The sequence below is a fragment of the Undibacterium sp. Ji49W genome (assembly GCF_049340205.1).
GTDB lineage: Bacteria > Pseudomonadota > Gammaproteobacteria > Burkholderiales > Burkholderiaceae_D > Undibacterium.
This window is the reverse complement of sequence record NZ_JBMPOW010000023.1, coordinates 1-18,042: the sequence shown is the minus strand read 5'-3', so window position 1 is coordinate 18,042 and position 18,042 is coordinate 1. Positions and strand designations below refer to the sequence as shown.

Below are 18,042 nucleotides of genomic sequence, written 5' to 3'. Positions count from 1 at the left end.
TACAAGAAAGCCTTTTAAAACAAGGGATTAAAACAAATCTTTGTGATTAATCCTGGCAAACACTTCGAAATAATCTGGGAAGGTCTTTGCCACGCATTTCGGATCATTGATGCGAATAGTAGCACCACGGCGGGCATGACCGTCCAAACTTGCCAAAGAGAAACACATTGCCATGCGATGATCATCATAAGTATCTATCGTCGCCGGCAAAATCTGTTCTGGTGGCGTGACCTTCATGTAATCCGGCCCCTCCTCCACCGTTGCCCCCAACTTGCGCAATTCAGTCGCCATGGCGGACAGACGATCGGTTTCCTTCACGCGCCAACTGGCAATATTGCGCAGGGTCGTGGTGCCATTGGCATACAGGGCCGCAACCGCAATCGTCATGGCGGCATCGGGGATATGATTAAAGTCCATATCGATGGCTTGCAAAGTGCCGTTTGAGCTGACTTCTATCCAGTTATCGCCACGGGTGATACTGACGCCCATTTTTTCCAGCGCTTCGGCAAAACGCACGTCGCCCTGTATGCTGGCCTTGCCTACACCTTCCACTCGGATAGGGCCACCAGCAATCGCGCCCGCCGCCAGAAAATAGGATGCAGATGAGGCATCACCTTCGACATGGATCACACCAGGCGATACGTAGTGCTGCCCCGTTTTGACTGTAAAAGCCTGCCAGCCATCACGCTCTACTGTCACGCCAAATTTCTGCATGAGGTTCAGGGTGATTTCTATATACGGCTTGGAGATCAGCTCGCCTATGACTTCGATAGTCACATCATGTTCTCGCGCCATCAGTGGTGCCGCCATCAGCAAGGCGGTCAAAAACTGGCTGGAGACATTACCCTTGACTTGCAGGCGCTGGGCATGAACATGGCCACGCCGTATGTGCAAGGGCGGGTAACCGGGGTTGCCGGTATATTCAATCTGCGCGCCGGCTTCATTCAATGCATCAACCAGGTCACCGATAGGACGTTCATGCATACGGTGCACGCCATGAATGGTGTAATCACCACCCAGGACTGCCAAAGCAGCGACCAGCGGACGGATGGCTGTACCGGCATTACCCATGAACAAATCAGCCTGATGTTTGGGGAAATGTCCCTTGGCACCTTCCACCGTGTAATTCTGGGTATCACCATCCTGTTCCCAGTGCACACCGAGCTGGTTCAGTGCATTCAGCATGACCATCGTGTCATCCGATGCCAGCAAGTCCATGATCTGGGTCTTGCCTTCAGCCAGCGCCGCCAGCAACAGCGTGCGATTGGAAATACTTTTTGAACCGGGCAATTTGACTGTGCCCTGCACCTGCATGACAGGTTGCAGATCAATGTGATGCGGATAATGTTTGCTTGCTTGTGTCATGGTCTATTCAATTCTGATCTGAGTTTGAAAGCGAGAGAAACGCATCAGCGTTATCAATCCCCACCTTCACGCTGCTGTTTTTCGGCTGCCTCGATGGCGCTGATCCAGTTATGGCGTGCGCGCTGGGCATTGGCATAAATCCCTTCGATACCGGCGCTGTCTGCATCCACCAGATACTGGCGCAGGACGGACAACCTGGCAGTGTAAGAATCCAGTTCCTGCAACATCGCAGCCCGGTTCGCCAGGCTGATGTCACGCCACATTTCCGGTGATGAACCGGCGATGCGGGTAAAGTCCCTGAAACCACTGGCGGCATACTGAAACAGGGTATCGGCATGCGGCTTGCGGGCAATATCATCCACCAGCGCATAGGCCAGCAAATGCGGCAAATGACTGACAGCAGCAAACACGGCATCATGGGCCGCTGGCTCCAGATGATGGATGATGGCGCCGCATTGCTGCCAGGCCCAGGCCACCCTCGCCACATCGGCATCCGTATTTTCTGGCAGGCGGGTGATGACGGCTTTTTTGCCCACATACAAATCCACCAGTGCTGCTTCCGGCCCATTCAGTTCACGCCCGGCTATTGGATGCGCCGGTACAAATTGCGCTATCTTTTCACCCAGATTCGCGCGTGCGGCTGCCACCACATCGGCCTTGGTGCTACCAGCGTCAGTCACAATGGTGCCCGGCTGCAGATGCGGATAAATTGCAGCCAATATCGCGCCGGTTTGTGCCACGGGTGCAGCAATCAGCACCAGGTCACAATCCAGCAGCGCCTGTTCGGCATTGGCAGCAATTTCATCAATGATGCCCAGTTGCTGCGCTTTTTCCAGCGACGCCTGGCTGCGCCCTACCCCGACTATTTGTTCCACCGCCCCCGCCTTTTTCAAGGCCAGGGCAAACGAACCACCGATCAAACCTACGCCAAAAATGGCGATGCGTTTAAAAGCTTTTTGCATCACGATCTCACAAGGTACAAGGGTAAGAGCCCAGCACCTTGAAGAAGGCTGCCTTGTCATTCAGTTCGGCCATGGCGGCTGCGACCTTGCCATCCATGACATGGCCTTCGACGTCTACATAGAAATAATATTCCCAATTGCCGGTACGTGCAGGACGTGACTCAAAACGGGTCATCGAGACGCCGTGCTTTTCCAGCGGGGCCAGCAGGTTATACACAGCACCGGCCTTGTTGGGCGTTGCCAGCACGATGGAAGTCTGGTCCTTGCCGCTAGGCGTGGTATGCAGGCGGCCAATCACAGCAAAACGGGTACGGTTATGCGGATCATCCTGAATATGTGCAGAAACGATGCCCAGGTTGTATTGGTGACCGGCAATTTCGCTGGCGATGGCGGCAACGGTAAAATCACCGCTGGCCATGCGTGCCGCTTCAGCATTCGACGCAACGGCCTGTCTTTCCACATGCGGATAGTGCTGGTTCAACCAGGCCTGGCACTGGGCCAGTGCCTGCGAATGGGCGCAAATACGGCTGATGCCTTCCATATTGCCGGATTTGGTCATCAGACTATGTTGCACAGGTATTGCCAGCTCGCCACTGATGGCCAGGCTGGTTTGCAAGAGCAAATCCAGCGTGCGGTTAATCGCGCCTTCAGATGAATTTTCGATAGGGACGACACCAAAATCAGCCGTACCCGCTTCAGTCGCGCGAAAGACTTCATCAATCGACACACAAGGCAAAGCCTGTATCGCATGACCAAACTGCTTGTACACAGCCTGCTCACTGAAAGTACCGACAGGGCCAAGGAAAGCCACGACCACGCGACGTTCCAGCGCCCGGCAGGCAGACATGATTTCGCGGAAGATCAGTTGTATATCATCGCTAAGCAAGGGGCCAGGATTACGCTCGGCCACGCCGCGCAAAACTTGCGCTTCGCGTTCGGGACGAAATACCGGTGCATTGGTTTCAGCCTTGACATGGCCGACTTCTTCGGCCACACGGGCGCGCTGGTTCAGCAAATCCAGGATTTGTGCATCGATGGCATCGATCTTGATGCGCAGAGGGAGTAATTTATTGTCGCTCATAATGACCTAAAAACCGTGTTTGACAGGGGTGGGCAGGCAGCAATACTGTAGCGCATGTGCCTCGCCGGATATACTTTTTTCGCCGGGCTTTTGACCCGGTTCATCAGCGCCACGGTTTCCAGGTGATGGTGAGTACCATGCTCAGAAAGGGCTGATGATGAAAATAATTAGTGGCGGTTGCCTATAGAGTAAACAAAACAGACGCTGCATGCTTTCTTTAACCGCTGACTTTAAACCCTTACCTTTAAGCACAGGGTTTAACCATATCTGTGTTCAAAATCCTCCATAAAATTACGCAGGGCATAAACGCCTTGTATCGGCATGGCGTTATAAATCGAGGCACGCATGCCGCCTACCGATTTATGACCTTTCAATTGCATCAGACCTCTTTCCTTGGCTTCTTCCAGGAATGTCTCATTCAGACTTTCATTTTTCAGATAAAAAGGCACATTCATGCGTGAACGGCTGCCTTTCTGTACCCGGTTTTTATACAAAAATGATTTATCCAAGCAGCCATATAGCGCCCTGGACTTAGCAATATTCCTTTGTTCCATCACTGCCACGCCGCCCTCACGCTTAATCCACTGAAACACCAGTCCAGCGATATAAATCGCATAAGTTGGCGGGGTGTTGTACATGGAATCATTATCAGCAATGATTTTCCAGTTAAAGGCAGAAGGGCAGCATGGCAAAGCATGACCGAGCAAATCTTCGCGCACGATGACGACGGTCAGACCAGCCGGGCCGATATTTTTTTGCGCCCCAGCGAAGATGACGCCATATTTCGATACATCAATCACACGTGATAAAAGATGCGAAGACATGTCGGCAACAATAGGTGCATCACCTGTTTCTGCCGCCACATCCGGGGTAAACTGGTATTCAACGCCATCAATGGTTTCATTGGTGCACAGGTGCACATAGGCGGCATCTGGTGTCAGCTTCCAGCTATCACGTGGTGGCACGGTGGTAAACCCGCTTGCCTCGCCGGAAGCTACGATATTCACGTTACCGTATTTCCTCGCTTCCTTGATGGACTTGCCAGACCAGGAACCGGTATGCACAAAATCTGCCGTTGCAGGCTGTGGCTTGCGCCCCATGAGATTCATGGGGACGATGGCGTTTTCGCCCAGGCCACCACCTTGCATGAACAGGATTTTATAATTGTCTGGCACCGCCAGCAATTCGCGCAAATCACTTTGCGCGGCAGCGAGGATGGACATGAACTCTGGCCCGCGATGACTCATTTCCATGACGGACATGCTACTGTCATGCCAGTCCAGCATTTCGGCAGCAGCTTGCTGCAATACCTCTTGCGGCAATACCGCCGGGCCTGCAGAGAAATTGTAGGAATAGAAGGGTTTCGTCATGATGATTTACTCCGCTGCATCGGCTTCTGGCGCACTGCCTTCACTGTCACTGTCTGCATCTGGTGATTCTGGATCAGCATCTGTTTCCACGATACGTTGCAGGCCAGACAGTTTGGTACCGTCTTCCACCGCGATCAGAGTCACACCCTGGGTCGCACGGCCCATTTCACGGATTTCGGAAACACGGGTGCGTATCAAAATACCGCCGGTAGTAATCAGCATGATTTCATCGGTGGTTTCAACCAGAGTAGCCGCTACGACCTTACCGTTACGTTCAGATGTCTGAATTGCGATCATGCCCTTGGTGCCACGGCCATGACGGGTGTATTCAGTAATCGGCGTACGTTTACCGAAGCCGTTTTCAGTCGCAGTCAAGACGGATTGCTGTTCGTTTTCAGCCACCAGCAATGCAATGACCTGCTGGCCTTCATCCAGGTTCATACCGCGTACACCACGGGCAGTACGGCCCATAGGACGTACATCGTTTTCATCAAAGCGTACTGCCTTGCCGGAATCAGAGAACAGCATGACGTCATGCTTGCCATCGGTCAGCGCTGCGCCGATGAGGAAATCGCCTTCATCCAGATCGACCGCGATAATGCCGGCTTTACGTGGATTGCTGAAGTCAGTCAAAGGTGTTTTCTTGACCGTACCCAGGCTGGTGGACATGAAGACATAATGGTCTTCAGGGAAAGTACGGTTGTCGCCAGACAAAGGCAGGATGACCGTGATTTTTTCACCGTCCTGCAATGGGAACATGTTCACAATCGGCTTGCCGCGTGAAGTACGCGAGCCTTGTGGCACTTCCCATACCTTCAACCAGTACATGCGGCCACGGTTACTGAAGCACAGGATGTAATCATGGGTATTGGCCACGAAGAGTTGTTCGATCCAGTCATCATCCTTGGTCGCTGTCGCCTGCTTTCCACGGCCACCGCGTTTTTGCGCACGGTATTCGGACAGGGGCTGCGACTTCATATAACCGGTGTGGGACAGGGTCACCACCATGTCTTGCGGCGTGATCAGGTCTTCTGTACCCAGGTCAGTGGCGTTATGGGTGATTTCTGAACGGCGTACATCTTTATTGCCTTCGCCGTATTCATTGCGGGCCAGGGTCAGTTCATCAGTAATGATGACGGTGACACGTTCTGGCTTGGACAGGATGTCCAGCAAATCGGCGATTTCTGCCATGACGTCTTTGTATTCATTGACGATCTTGTCTTGTTCCAGACCAGTCAGGCGTTGCAAACGCATTTGCAGGATTTCTTGCGCCTGGTCGTCAGACAGTTTGTACATGCCATCTTGCTGTATGCCGTAATGCTTGGGCAAGTTCTCTGGACGGAAAGCGTCAATACCACCTGAATTGTCGGCCGCAGTGCGCATCAGCATCTCGCGCACCATGGAACTATCCCAGGCACGGGTCATCAATTCCTGTTTCGCAATCGGCGGCGTAGGCGCAGCGCGGATGATGGCGATAAAGTCATCAATATTCGCCAGCGCAACGGCCAGACCTTCCAGGACATGACCACGTTCACGCGCCTTGCGCAGCTCAAACAGGGTGCGGCGCGTTACGACTTCACGGCGGTGCGACAGGAAGCAGGACAGCATTTCCTTCAGGTTCAGCAATTTAGGCTGGCCATTCATCAGGGCCACCATGTTCATGCCGAAGGTGTCTTGCAACTGCGTTTGCTTGTACAGATTATTCAGTACCACATCAGGTACTTCACCACGCTTGAGTTCGATGACCACGCGCATGCCCGACTTATCGGATTCATCGCGGATATCAGAAATACCGTCCAGCTTTTTGTCACGTACCAGCTCGGCAATACGCTCCAGCAGAGACTTCTTGTTTACCTGGAAAGGCAGCTCATCAACGATCAGTGCGGTACGACTGTCTTTGCCAAATTCTTCAAAGTGGGTCTTGGCGCGCATGACCACACGGCCACGGCCAGTGCGATAACCATCGCGCACCCCAGACACACCATAGATAATGCCGCCAGTAGGAAAGTCTGGCGCAGGGATGATCTCGATCAGTTCATCGATCGTACAGTCAGGATTGCGCAAGACATGCAGGGCACCATTAATGGTTTCGGTAATATTATGTGGCGGGATATTCGTCGCCATACCCACCGCAATACCGGATGAGCCATTGATCAGCAGATTCGGGATACGGGTAGGCAGAACTGAAGGTTCTCTTTCCTTGCCGTCATAGTTAGGAACGAAATCGACCGTTTCTTTTTCGATATCCGCCAGGATTTCATTGGCGATCTTGTCCAGGCGACACTCGGTATAACGCATCGCCGCAGCATTGTCACCGTCGATGGAGCCGAAGTTGCCCTGGCCATCAACCAGCGTATACCGCAGGGAAAAGTCCTGCGCCATACGCACCAGCGTGTCGTAAATGGAGGCATCACCATGGGGATGGTACTTACCCATGACTTCACCGACCACGCGCGCGCACTTGACGAAGGGGCGGTTATAGACGTTGTTCATTTCGTGCATCGCGAACAAAACGCGACGATGCACAGGCTTTAAGCCATCACGCACATCCGGCAAAGCTCGACCTACGATCACGCTCATCGCGTAATCGAGATAGCTTTTGCGCATTTCTTCTTCAAGGGAAATCGGGAGTGTTTCTTTTGCGAATTGATCCATTGGCGGGCCGGCAAATTAGAGCTTGGTTAATTGGTAACGTCTTTCACAAAGTCTGACGTTTAACTCTTGATTTTAGCATGCCTCGATAGCCGAATTCCATTTATAGCAATTCAGTTGGCAAACTGAGCGCAATGCAGGGGCAAAGTCAGCGTTTCACATCGCAATATTGCCTTTTGGCAACTGTCATCCAAATGACAGCCTCATCGCAAATTTATATGATTTAATCAAAAGCATAATAAAAAACACCTGACAAAATAATCCATCCCTCACGGAGACAACCATGTTAAAAAAATTGACAGCACTTTACGTGCTCGCAGCATTCGCCCTGCCCGTTTCCACAGCTTTTGCCCAAACCAGCGCCGCTGCGCCGGCAGCGCAAACTGCGGAAGCCCCCGCATCTGCCGCCACGGCAGCAACTCCTGCGGTGCCCACGCCAGCAACAACACCTGCCCCGCCCACACCACTCAAGCGTTGCGACTTTGCCATCACGCTGCAAAGCGATGACATCTTTGAACACAAGAAGTCTGTACAGCTACCTGTACTAAATAGCAAGGGTAAAGAGCGTATCGACAATGAAGTGATGGGCAAGCTGGCAAACTGCACCAAAGTTGAGCTGATCGTGGTGAGTGGCCATACGGACCTGATCGGCAGCCATGCGCAAACCCAGAAATTATCTGAAAAGAATGCCGATGCCGTGGTCGCCTACCTTGGCAGCAAGGGCCTGAATGCCCCTATGGATACCATGGGCATGGGAAAAACCCAACAAATAAAAGCTTGCGATGACAAGTTACCGAAGGCAAAACTGACCGAATGTCTCGCACCAAACCGGCGCATCGTTATTGAAGGACGGGGTCTGGCTAAATAATTTCAACGGAGAAAACCCTCTAATTCATGGTCAAAAACAAAATATTTCTGCTTCAAAACTGGATTTAACTTGCCAAAGCATACGTTTCGTTGTCAAAATACGACATATTTAACTAACTGTGACTTTGCCGATTTAACAATTTTCGTCTTTATATTGATGGCTATGGCAAAATAGAACGCATGTTAATTTAAGGCTGTTGGGATGTTTGACGAAATAGTAATGTCATCATCCCCGTGGTAATATCTGGTTTTATGCAGTAATTCGCGCAGTTCATCTGCGGTAATAATCTCACCCGAGAGGAGAAATATGAAAAATTTAGTCAAGCTCGTTATCGCAGCGTCCGCAGTTGCATCCTTTTCTGCTTCCGCACAGCAAGATATCAAAGCAAACACACCATATAGCGCTTATGTGCAAGATGGTCGTGGTGTAATTGCTCGTGATCCATTTGGTCTGTGCTGGCGCACTGGCTACTGGACACCAGCTGATGCGGTTCCAGGTTGCGATGCACCATTGGTACAACCAGCGCCACCAGCACCGGTTGCACCTCCAGTAACACCTCCGCCAGCAGCACCAGTAACACCACCGCCACCACCACCAGCACCTACTTCTGAAAAAGTAACGTTTGCTGCTGACGCGTTCTTTGATTTTGACAAAGCTGTTCTGAAACCAGAAGCGAAAGTCAAACTGGATGACATGGCATCGAAACTGAAAGCCATCAATCTGGAAGTCGTGATCGCTGTTGGTCATACTGACTCTGTTGGCTCTGACGAATACAACCAAAAATTGTCCATCCGTCGCGCTGAAGCTGTAAAAGCTTACCTGGTAAGCAAAGGTATCGAAGCTAACCGTGTGTACACTGAAGGCAAAGGCGAAAAACAACCAGTTGCAGATAACAAAACTGCAGATGGCCGCGCCAAAAACCGTCGTGTAGAAATCGAAGTTGTTGGTACACGCAACCTGAAGTAATTCAGCACGCAAGCAAAACTCGTTTTGCTGTAAAAAACCCCGCAATCGCGGGGTTTTTTGTTTTTTGGTGATATCAAACAGCATCCCGGATGGATGCGCCATCACTCCCGTGCCATCTTGCTGCGCTTACACAATGCGATCAGGACTTGAATAGCCTACAATACGGTTTTTGCAGTTTGTGCCCTTGCTGGCATTTTCAGGTAACTACCATGTCCACTTTGAACGCTGATCCCGCAGAAATCCAAAAATTTAGTGAGCTGGCCCATCGCTGGTGGGACCCCACCTCCGAATTCCGCCCCTTGCATGAAATCAATCCCCTGCGCCTGGAATGGATCAATCAGCTGGCACCGCTGGCTGGCAAACGCGTCATCGACGTCGGTTGCGGCGGCGGCATCCTGGCAGAATCCATGGCAAAAAAAGGCGCCAATGTCACCGGCATAGACCTGTCCGACAAGGCACTGAAAGTGGCTGACCTGCATGGCCTGGAATCTGGCATCAGTGTGCGTTATCAAAAAATCGCTGCTGAAGACATGGCAGAAGCAGAAGCTGGGCAGTTTGACATCGTCACCTGCATGGAAATGCTGGAACATGTGCCCGACCCGGCATCCATCGTCAAAGCCTGTACCAAAATGGTCAAACCGGGTGGCCATGTATTCTTTTCCACCCTGAACCGCAACTTCAAGTCTTATTTGTTTGCCGTCATCGGTGCAGAATACCTGCTGCAAATGCTGCCCAAGGGCACGCATGACTATGCCAAGTTCATCACCCCGGCAGAATTGTCGCAAGACATCCGTAACGCCGGCTTACAAATTCAATCCATGAAGGGCTTGAGTTATAACCCCTTGACCCAAATCTATTCTCTGAATGCAGATACCAGCGTCAACTACATGGTCGCCTGCACACGCCCAGTGTGAATTGAATAACCGGGTACCCCGTGCCGCCAGGCAAGAGGTACCACCTTGATTTTCTCCTATGCAAACACCACAAGCGATTCTTTTTGACCTGGACGGCACCCTGGCAGACACCGCCCCCGATCTGGCAGCAGCAGTCAACGTCATGCGCGCCAAGCGTCAACTGGCTCCCGCCCACTACCAAAGCCTGCGTCCCCATGCATCTGCCGGTGCCAGGGGTTTGCTGGGTGCTGGCTTCAATATCACCCCGGAACACCCTGATTTCATCGCCATGCGTGATGAATTTCTGGACCAATATGCGTCTGCGCTGGTTGTCCACAGCACCCTGTTCAAACAGGTACCCGATCTGCTCAGGGGGCTGGACGTACTGGGCGTCAGCTGGGGCATTGTCACCAACAAAGCCATGCGTTTTACCCTGCCGCTGATTCCGTTGCTGGATCTGCAAGAGGCGCGGTGCGTGGTATCCGGCGACACCACGCCCCACTCCAAACCTCACCCTGCCCCCTTGCTGGAAGCAGCCAGACAGCTGGGTATACGCTCGGAAAACTGCTGGTACGTCGGTGATGACCTGCGCGACATCCAGGCTGCCGAAGCTGCCGGCATGACCAGTATTGCTGCCGCATGGGGTTATTGCGGTGCCACCGAACCCAAGCACTGGAAAGCCGATGCCATCATCGACAGCCCGCTGGAACTGCTGGAACTGGTACGCGCCAAACATTTACAGGCGTCGGCTCTTGAATCTTACGCCCACAGCCACATATGAGATATACTAGCAATGCTTAGGGGTCGACCAGGTTTCGACAGGGGTTGCAAAGCAGCGCAGGGCATACCGAGGCCAGACTACCTCGTAAATACAATCTGAACTATATAACTGCAAACGATAACTCGTACGCATTAGCCGCTTAATACCGGCTAACCTTACACCACTTCGTCCATAGGGTGGGCTGGCAACAGCAGTAAGGACATTCATATGGAATCGTCTTGAGCCGGGTTACTTGACTCTCGATTAAATAATAGGTAACTCGTCCTGCCGCAGCGTGTGCGTCCGCGTCGTCAGGATTAAATCAAATGGCAGCACTAAGTATGTAGAACTGTCTGTAGAGTGCTTCTGGACGCGGGTTCGATTCCCGCCGACTCCACCATATTACTGCAAACGCATTACCGAGTTTGCCTAAAACCCGCCCTTCCTCATAGGAGAGCGGGTTTTTTATTGCCCATAGTCACCCATTGTTAACCATCCATAGCAATGCTAATATGCAGTAACTATCGCAGTAACGCGCAAAATCGTCATTTACTGCAAGCGAGTTACTGCATTTACGGTTACTGCACGAGGGTACTGCAATGGCAATCAACAAAATATCCAGTTCGACCCTAGCCGCCTTAAAAAAGGACGCTACGACCCACGAGGGTAAAAAGCGCCTGGACGATGGCGGCGGTCTGTATTTGTTGCTTGCCGTCAAAGGCAGTGCCAGAGCATGGCGGTTTGACTACACTTTTGCAGGAAAGCGCAAAACCATCAGCCTTGGCAGCTACCCAGATACAAGCCTTAAACTTGCAAGAGAAAAAGCCGCAGAAGCCCGCGCTCTCGTTGCCGCAGGTACTGACCCCAGCAATGCACGTAAAGAAATCCGCGCCACACAACAGAAGGCCATTGCCAATGAAAAGCTGGAAGCGTCAGGTTTGCCGCCTGTAGATTCTTTTCAGCATGTGGCGCAAGAGTGGTTCGACAACCAAAAACACACGTGGTCAGACAGCCACAGCAGCCGCACCCTGGCTTATCTGGAAAAAGACCTGTTCCCCTGGATAGGCCGCAAACCCATTGCAGTCCTTGAAGCCCCTACCCTTTTGGAATGTTTACGCAGAGTGGAGCAGCGTGGCGCATCCGAAGCGGCAAACAGGTTACGCGCAGTAGCAGGGCAGATATGGCGCTATGCAATCGCCACTGGCAAAGCAAAGCGTGATATTGCAGCCGACCTGATAGGCGCACTAAGCCCGCACGTTACCAAGAACTTCTCGCACATAAAAGACCCCAAACAACTAGGCCAGTTAATACGCGATATCGAGGGCTATACCGGTACACCAATGGTCAAAGCAGCCTTGCGCATATTGCCTTTTGTTTTTACCCGCCCCGTAGAGTTCAGGTGCGCCAAGTGGGAGCAAATCGACCTTGACGCGAAAGAATGGCGCTATGTCGCCACCAAAACCGGCGCAGATCACATCGTACCTCTTGCAGACCAAGTAATAAGCCTGTTGCGCGATTTGCAACCGCTAACCGGTAATGGCGAATTTGTATTTGGAGTCCGCGCCGGAGCAAGGCCACTTTCAGAAAATACCATCAATGCCGCATTAAAGACGCTGGGTTACACCAGCGACATTATCCAGCCACACGGCTTCAGACACACAGCAGCAACCATGCTGGCTGAATTGGGCTGGAATACTGACGCCATAGACCGCCAATTAGCCCACAAGGAACAAGGCGTAAAAGGCGTGTACCAAAAGGCGCAATACTTGGACGAGCGCAAACGAATGATGCAGGCGTGGGCCGATTACGTTGACGGTTTGAAGGTAGGCGCACAGATTATACCTATAAAGGCCGCATAGAAAATAATCAAGCCATTTGTGGTAATCATTACGGTTACGAAAAGAAGGTAAGGCTATGGAAAATAACGAAATAGATATTGAAACCAATTCTTTGATTCAAGCTGAGGTTTTAGCCGGAATTCAGGGCGTTTGTGACGCATTGCCCAATTTGAACTTAGGAGAATTTCATCAGTGGGCTAAACTCACAAGAACAGATATTGCAGTAGCAAATAAATTATTTGAGATAGCAAACCAATCGGGTATAGATGTACTTCAGGAGTATATCGAAAAAAATCCCCTAAATGCGCGGACCATTGCCTTTCTTGTGATTACGGTTCAATGCCAGACCCGCTCGAAGAATTCAAAAAAAGCGGCTGACGTTATGCATGATAAGAATGGAAATCGTGCAAAACGAGATGCAATAAGGCAAATATGGGCAAGCGGAAAATATAGCAGCCGTGATATCTGTGCAGAGCAAGAATGTGCGGCACTTGAAATGTCATTCTCGACGGCAAGGAAAGCCCTGCAAAACACGCTTGCGCCTACTTAGTCGGTGCACGCAAAGGCTAGCCGCTGCTCGCAGAAGGTATTCTAGCTTTAATTGAGTAAGTCTATTGTGGCCACAATCCGCTGTATATGGCGGCAACAAAGCAACGATAGGCGCTCATGAGAAACTTCACTCAGAATTTAACCATACCATCCCAAACGCTGCCCTTGGATGGTTTTTCACGCTGGCATCAAATAGCCCCTTTTTCACCGTTCTGCCGTGAAAAATTCCGCCAGCTAGTCCGCGCCGGTAAAGCACCGCAGCCGGTACGTTTTTCCGAACGTTGCACGGCCTATCCTAACCGCGAACTACATAAATTCTTTGCCGACCCGCTGAATTATCAAGCAGATGGGTTTGCAAAATGAGCCAGTCAATCAATCTTGCGACCAATGAAAGGCTTGTGCATCTGCATAACGGCAAACCCGTGACAAATTCTCTGATCATCGCTACGGAGTTTGGAAGGCGGCATGACAATGTGCTGCAATCGCTAACAAAATTAATTGATGAAGGAATGATAGGACACCTAGAATTCAAGGAGTCCATCTATTTAAGCGAACAAGGGAAAAAGCAAAGACTCATAGAGCTAAGCGAACGGGCGGCCCTTTTTTCAATGCCATTTATCGGCGGGAGAAAGTCACGGCAAGGCCAGGCCAGGTTAGTAGATGCATTCCTTAAAATGCGCGACGAATTAGCGCAGCAGTCAACTTGGCTAGATACCCGCAAGGAAGTATCTATAAGCTTTTGCCGCATGATGGATACGCTAAAAGAAGTGCGTGCAGAGGCAGGCAAAGAAACGCTAAGCCACCATTACACCAATGAAGTAAAGATGATTAATCAAGTTGTTTTTGGTAACCCCGCAAACTTGAATCGAGCATTGTTAACCAAAGGCGAATTGAATTTTTTGGAAAAGATCGAATCGCGAAATGCTTATCTAATTGCCCGTGGAAAGAACTATCAAGAACGTAAAAAGGAACTCGCTGAACTGGCAACTAGCGAACGTCTGAAATTGCAACTGCCATGCCTGGTCACAATGCATTAGGTGAAAACATGAGCAACGCAAAATCACGCGCTCTTAAACAAGCAAAAGCATCGCGAGCCGGAGGGCAATTTTTAACTTTGCCTTTACAGGTTCTCCAGTGCAAAGCCTTGGCACGGCTATCGCCCTACGCAAATAAATTATTGCTTGATTTGTGCAGCCAATATCGCTGGGGACATAACGGGGACTTGTCGCCAGCATGGACTTTAATGCGTCAGCGCGGCTGGAAATCTAAAGATACTCTCAATAAGGCTTTAAAGGAGCTATACGCATCTGGGCTAATTGACCTTACCAGACAGGGTGGATTGCATAAATGCAGCCTGTACGCCTTGGGATGGCTTGCAATCGACCATTGCGAGGGCAAGCTTGACGCAGCATCAACAACTCGCCCAAACAATCGTTGGCTAGACGCGATACAGATATCTGAAAAAAAAATGCCCAGTACGACCAGCGTAGTTAAGCAATTGAAAAAAAGTGATTTAAGTACGCCTCCCGTACCAGCAAGAGAAACGAATGCACTGTCTAACTACGGATAGCGTACTTAAATAACTGTTTTCTGCTTGTTTCTTTGTACGCCTAACGTACACCTCTATAGATTTACCATCTCAAGGGGAATTTAAGCAAGCATTGGACTGCCCAAGAAAAGCAATATCGATCCGGCACAAGCTGCCATAAAAATGACAAGTTTAAAAGGTGTGCACATGTCCAATTCAGTAAAAAATAAGTCTAGCGCAGACAAGAATTTAACGGTAACAAAAATCGAAGGAAAAACCCCTGAACAGCAAATTGCAGAGTTGAGCCTCTCGCCAATTGTTCTAAATGCCTACACCGCCGCCAATTTTTCAAAGTTTCTATTTGGTAGCGTCAATGCGAATGAGGCTGTGGGAGTTATTCGAGATCAAACCAAAAAAGTGGAATCAGGGGACTTATCTGAGGTGGAAAATACACTTACGGCCCAGGCGATAGCACTTGACGCGATGTTTAATGAGTTAGCAAGGCGTGCAGCTTTGAATATGGGCGAGCACATGAATGCAACCGAAATGTATATGCGCCTGGCATTCAAGGCACAATCACAATGCAGGACGACCTTAGAAACACTGGCGGAAATCAAATACCCTAAAGCCGCCACCTTTGTGCGACAGCAGAATGTCGCCTATCAGCAGCAAGTCAACAATGACGGTATGAGTATTCCGAGCAATACGCGCACACCCGCGCACGCGCACGGAAAAAAAGAAATTCCCGCAAACGAACTATTAAACGAGGCAGATCATGAGAAAGTGGACAGTAGAGGAACGGACGAAACAATCAGAGTTAATTCGCCAGTGGAAACCGTGGGAGCGGTCAACAGGGGCAAAAACACTGGGAGGAAAGGCAGCAAGTAGCCTTAACGCACTGATCCATGGGGGCTATAATAAAGCCAGCAGGGAGGCAAAAAAAGCCTTGACAGAGTTCTATACCGAAAGCCGTGCATACATTCGAGAATTAGAGCAAAAATGAAAAAATTGCTTTTATTGGCTATCCTAACTTGCAATTGTGCGACTGCACAGAATTTCTCAGTCGCCACAGCAGCACATTCCGACTTTCAAATCACGAGAGATGAAGGCGGGCAAAAGTCATGTGGGGCACGTTCCATGATTGTCTACAATGACCCGTTGCAAAAAAATAGTGCCAGAGCAATTGATTTTTCCTTGGTCATTTATTCTAGTTTTATATCTGCTATTAAATTTGGCGTATTAGATGCTAATGAGATTAACGGGCAAGTGACTCCATTAAAACGTCAAGATAAAATTTACCTCGCATTCCCTACACAAAACATTAACCTTATTTCCGAAAATGCCATCGATTCTGAGAGTGAAAACTATACACTTGCAACATTTAAAGATACCGTTTCTGCAATGCGGATTCTAGACGCTATTTCGATGGGAGGAACTATGCAAGTACAAATCCCCAGAAAAGCCGATTCTATGTCTACAACCGTTCAATTCGTCGCACCGTTTTCCATTCCTGAACAGCAAGCACTAAAAGAGTGTCTAAGTAATTTAATAGAGAGAATCAAAAAAGAAAATAATATTAAATGAGTACGGTCATATTTCAGAATACAGAATCTATTAAATTCTTGAAATATCTGTATCTCCCAAAAATCCTATCAAAATTAATCTACAACTTTGAAACTACTAGCGATTTTTAAAACTTCTTCGTTCCAATGTTTTTTTTCTGACTCTGGATAAGTAATTTCTAAGGTAACGAAATGATTGTCGACTAAAAAACATTTTAGATAGAAAATTTTTCTGTCAGATATTCCAGAAACCACATACCAATTATTTTTAAGTTTTTTATATGTAATTTGTCGACTCAGCTCTGGAGTGTCAGGACGTAGTATCTCCGCATTAAATGCGTTTTCTAATGAAAGTGCATCAATATTTAATGATCCATATACCCTTAGTACGGTAGTCAAATTATTTGATGAAAAAACTTGTCCGTCGCCATTTTCAGATTCGCCCTGAGCAGATAGTTCGCTTGGAATATATCCTATTGAAAACTTAAAGCGACTATTTCGATATCCGGTTTCCGGCTTATTGGAAATTGAATCTCTGCCGTCATTAATTGTATCTCGCGGCCAAGACGTGAATGCAGGCGACGCCACGGGAACTAATGGAGCAGTATTCTTTTGGCGAGGCTCAAATAAAGGGGAAAACCCAAAAAAAACACAAGCAGCGAGACCTACAATCAAGACTATATTAGTAGTGCAAACTATTTTCTTTTTCTCATAATCGACATTTACCAAGACTTGATTTGGGGTTTGCACTTTTGTAGTGAGATCGGGTATTTGAATATTTAATCTGCCTTCAATTTCGACTTGATGTTTTGCATGTGAGGTGCTTTTGTTGAGACTATCTGCGTCTAAATCGATAGTTTTTTCCACACTACTTAGAGTATCGAAGCTGCTATCAACCTCGCTACAAATACGCGCAATTACACTTTTTACCAAACTCAAATCGACTTCAAAAAATTCTTGCCCCCATTTCCCTCGTCGATAGGGTGTTAATTCTGCGAACACTAATTTTTCGGACAAACCACAATCTTTAGTTCTGAATTCAACAAGTGCGCGGAACATGCCTGGGGTACCCGTTGTAGCATCTCGATTTAATTCTTTTGCCCTTTTCTCACCGGAATAGCGACTGCATCCAATCTTGTAATACCCCTGTGCAAGTCCTGGGTTTTCAAGAATATAAACTACGCCCGCAATGCCATCATTACGGTTAAATTTAGCTGTTAATGCACTTTTGTTTTTAAGTGCATAATTTCGGTGTCTACGGCGCATAATTTTTTCAATAGCATTTATTTATTTTGCAATATTTCAGATTGGGCTTTTGAAGTTTTTATTAAGAAGTATCTACTGTATTCCAAGGTTTACTTAGATACAGTAAGTTTGCAAGCTGAATTGCACTTTGTCGGAACGAAGAAAATTAAATGCAGTAACTATCGCAGTAAATTCCATGAAGTCGGCCTAATAGCCTTTATTTGCGTACTTTTCGATTCCCGCCGACCCACCAAAATAGAAAAGCCACCCGGCATCTGAAGTGACCCCATTAAGTTGGACGTTAATTATCTAAGTAGCCAAGGACTGATTTCTGTATTGCACAGGACTCAGTCCTTTTAGTTTGACCTTGATCCGGTCGTGATTATAGTAGTGAATATAATCC

Annotated in this window: 18 protein-coding genes and 1 other RNA gene; 12 read left to right on the top strand and 7 right to left on the bottom strand. The window is 49.1% G+C overall.

The genetic code is table 11. From position 1 onward, the window contains the following. Positions 1-27 precede the first annotated feature (27 nt). The 5 genes from aroA to gyrA all read right to left on the bottom strand — a co-directional run bounded on the left by aroA (position 28) and on the right by gyrA (position 7,433). On the bottom strand, positions 28-1,365 hold the full coding sequence (gene aroA / locus ACO0LK_RS23325; RefSeq protein WP_422979340.1) for a 3-phosphoshikimate 1-carboxyvinyltransferase: 1,338 nt from the start codon (positions 1,363-1,365) through the stop codon (positions 28-30). 53 nt (positions 1,366-1,418) lie between these two features. Beyond that, positions 1,419-2,327: a prephenate dehydrogenase gene (locus ACO0LK_RS23320; protein WP_422979338.1), complete on the bottom strand. Its 909-nt coding sequence runs from the start codon at positions 2,325-2,327 to the stop codon at positions 1,419-1,421. 7 nt (positions 2,328-2,334) lie between these two features. Further along, complete coding sequence (gene pheA, locus ACO0LK_RS23315; RefSeq protein WP_186947409.1) at positions 2,335-3,408, bottom strand: prephenate dehydratase; 1,074 nt, start codon at positions 3,406-3,408, stop codon at positions 2,335-2,337. Between the two features lie 257 nt (positions 3,409-3,665). Further along, on the bottom strand, positions 3,666-4,778 hold the full coding sequence (gene serC / locus ACO0LK_RS23310) for a 3-phosphoserine/phosphohydroxythreonine transaminase (RefSeq protein WP_422979336.1): 1,113 nt from the start codon (positions 4,776-4,778) through the stop codon (positions 3,666-3,668). Positions 4,779-4,784: 6 nt separating this feature from the next. Further along, entirely contained in the window at positions 4,785-7,433 is a 2,649-nt protein-coding gene (gyrA, locus tag ACO0LK_RS23305) for a DNA gyrase subunit A (protein ID WP_422979334.1), read from the bottom strand. A 280-nt stretch (positions 7,434-7,713) separates the two neighbouring features. On the opposite strand from gyrA, the gene ACO0LK_RS23300 reads away from it, so the two are divergent. From ACO0LK_RS23300 to ACO0LK_RS23245, 12 genes are all read left to right on the top strand, one after another. Next, complete coding sequence (locus ACO0LK_RS23300; RefSeq protein WP_422979332.1) at positions 7,714-8,298, top strand: OmpA family protein; 585 nt, start codon at positions 7,714-7,716, stop codon at positions 8,296-8,298. A 306-nt stretch (positions 8,299-8,604) separates the two neighbouring features. Next, positions 8,605-9,264, top strand: coding sequence for an outer membrane protein OmpA (gene ompA, locus ACO0LK_RS23295; RefSeq protein ID WP_422979330.1), 660 nt, complete (start codon positions 8,605-8,607; stop codon positions 9,262-9,264). A 209-nt stretch (positions 9,265-9,473) separates the two neighbouring features. Beyond that, positions 9,474-10,178, top strand: a complete 705-nt coding sequence (ubiG, locus tag ACO0LK_RS23290) for a bifunctional 2-polyprenyl-6-hydroxyphenol methylase/3-demethylubiquinol 3-O-methyltransferase UbiG (protein ID WP_422979328.1) — start codon at positions 9,474-9,476, stop codon at positions 10,176-10,178. A 58-nt stretch (positions 10,179-10,236) separates the two neighbouring features. Next, on the top strand, positions 10,237-10,938 hold the full coding sequence (locus ACO0LK_RS23285) for an HAD family hydrolase (protein ID WP_422979326.1): 702 nt from the start codon (positions 10,237-10,239) through the stop codon (positions 10,936-10,938). Between the two features lie 19 nt (positions 10,939-10,957). Continuing rightward, positions 10,958-11,317, top strand: a transfer-messenger RNA (tmRNA) gene (gene ssrA / locus ACO0LK_RS23280). Positions 11,318-11,516: 199 nt separating this feature from the next. Next, positions 11,517-12,776 carry a tyrosine-type recombinase/integrase gene (locus ACO0LK_RS23275; protein ID WP_422979324.1) on the top strand — a complete coding sequence of 420 codons (1,260 nt, stop codon included), beginning with the start codon at positions 11,517-11,519 and terminating at the stop codon, positions 12,774-12,776. Positions 12,777-12,831: 55 nt separating this feature from the next. After that, a complete protein-coding gene (locus tag ACO0LK_RS23270; protein ID WP_422979322.1) occupies positions 12,832-13,305 on the top strand; it encodes a hypothetical protein in 474 nt (157 codons plus the stop codon). A gap of 116 nt (positions 13,306-13,421) precedes the next feature. Continuing rightward, on the top strand, positions 13,422-13,667 hold the full coding sequence (locus ACO0LK_RS23265; protein ID WP_422979320.1) for a helix-turn-helix transcriptional regulator: 246 nt from the start codon (positions 13,422-13,424) through the stop codon (positions 13,665-13,667). Continuing rightward, positions 13,664-14,341, top strand: a complete 678-nt coding sequence (locus tag ACO0LK_RS23260) for a Rha family transcriptional regulator (protein WP_422979318.1) — start codon at positions 13,664-13,666, stop codon at positions 14,339-14,341. Before ACO0LK_RS23265 ends, ACO0LK_RS23260 begins: the two co-directional genes overlap by 4 nt. Before the next feature lie 8 nt (positions 14,342-14,349). Beyond that, entirely contained in the window at positions 14,350-14,874 is a 525-nt protein-coding gene (locus ACO0LK_RS23255) for a hypothetical protein (protein WP_422979316.1), read from the top strand. 165 nt (positions 14,875-15,039) lie between these two features. Further along, a complete protein-coding gene (locus tag ACO0LK_RS23250; protein ID WP_422979315.1) occupies positions 15,040-15,720 on the top strand; it encodes a hypothetical protein in 681 nt (226 codons plus the stop codon). A 111-nt stretch (positions 15,721-15,831) separates the two neighbouring features. Beyond that, entirely contained in the window at positions 15,832-16,416 is a 585-nt protein-coding gene (locus tag ACO0LK_RS23245) for a hypothetical protein (RefSeq protein ID WP_422979313.1), read from the top strand. A 74-nt stretch (positions 16,417-16,490) separates the two neighbouring features. On the opposite strand, the gene ACO0LK_RS23240 is transcribed toward ACO0LK_RS23245, so the two are convergent. Together ACO0LK_RS23240 and ACO0LK_RS23235 are read right to left on the bottom strand one after the other, a co-directional pair. After that, entirely contained in the window at positions 16,491-17,660 is a 1,170-nt protein-coding gene (locus ACO0LK_RS23240) for a GIY-YIG nuclease family protein (RefSeq protein ID WP_422979311.1), read from the bottom strand. 288 nt (positions 17,661-17,948) lie between these two features. Then, the coding region (locus ACO0LK_RS23235) for an IS3 family transposase (RefSeq protein WP_422974573.1) at positions 17,949-18,042 on the bottom strand (94 nt) is incomplete at its 5' end.

Bases quoted from the DNA above. Each gene is read 5' to 3' on its own strand.
- ACO0LK_RS23250 (WP_422979315.1), top strand. From the start codon at position 15,040: ATGTCCAATTCAGTAAAAAATAAGTCTAGCGCAGACAAGAATTTAACG.
- ACO0LK_RS23300 (WP_422979332.1), top strand. From the start codon at position 7,714: ATGTTAAAAAAATTGACAGCACTTTACGTGCTCGCAGCATTCGCCCTG.
- ACO0LK_RS23275 (WP_422979324.1), top strand. From the start codon at position 11,517: ATGGCAATCAACAAAATATCCAGTTCGACCCTAGCCGCCTTAAAAAAG.
- ACO0LK_RS23255 (WP_422979316.1), top strand. From the start codon at position 14,350: ATGAGCAACGCAAAATCACGCGCTCTTAAACAAGCAAAAGCATCGCGA.
- gyrA (WP_422979334.1), bottom strand. From the start codon at position 7,433: ATGGATCAATTCGCAAAAGAAACACTCCCGATTTCCCTTGAAGAAGAA.
- aroA (WP_422979340.1), bottom strand. From the start codon at position 1,365: ATGACACAAGCAAGCAAACATTATCCGCATCACATTGATCTGCAACCT.
- pheA (WP_186947409.1), bottom strand. From the start codon at position 3,408: ATGAGCGACAATAAATTACTCCCTCTGCGCATCAAGATCGATGCCATC.
- ACO0LK_RS23270 (WP_422979322.1), top strand. From the start codon at position 12,832: ATGGAAAATAACGAAATAGATATTGAAACCAATTCTTTGATTCAAGCT.
- ACO0LK_RS23285 (WP_422979326.1), top strand. From the start codon at position 10,237: ATGCAAACACCACAAGCGATTCTTTTTGACCTGGACGGCACCCTGGCA.
- ACO0LK_RS23260 (WP_422979318.1), top strand. From the start codon at position 13,664: ATGAGCCAGTCAATCAATCTTGCGACCAATGAAAGGCTTGTGCATCTG.
- ACO0LK_RS23240 (WP_422979311.1), bottom strand. From the start codon at position 17,660: ATGCGCCGTAGACACCGAAATTATGCACTTAAAAACAAAAGTGCATTA.
- ACO0LK_RS23265 (WP_422979320.1), top strand. From the start codon at position 13,422: ATGAGAAACTTCACTCAGAATTTAACCATACCATCCCAAACGCTGCCC.
- ACO0LK_RS23245 (WP_422979313.1), top strand. From the start codon at position 15,832: ATGAAAAAATTGCTTTTATTGGCTATCCTAACTTGCAATTGTGCGACT.
- ubiG (WP_422979328.1), top strand. From the start codon at position 9,474: ATGTCCACTTTGAACGCTGATCCCGCAGAAATCCAAAAATTTAGTGAG.
- ompA (WP_422979330.1), top strand. From the start codon at position 8,605: ATGAAAAATTTAGTCAAGCTCGTTATCGCAGCGTCCGCAGTTGCATCC.
- ACO0LK_RS23320 (WP_422979338.1), bottom strand. From the start codon at position 2,327: ATGCAAAAAGCTTTTAAACGCATCGCCATTTTTGGCGTAGGTTTGATC.
- serC (WP_422979336.1), bottom strand. From the start codon at position 4,778: ATGACGAAACCCTTCTATTCCTACAATTTCTCTGCAGGCCCGGCGGTA.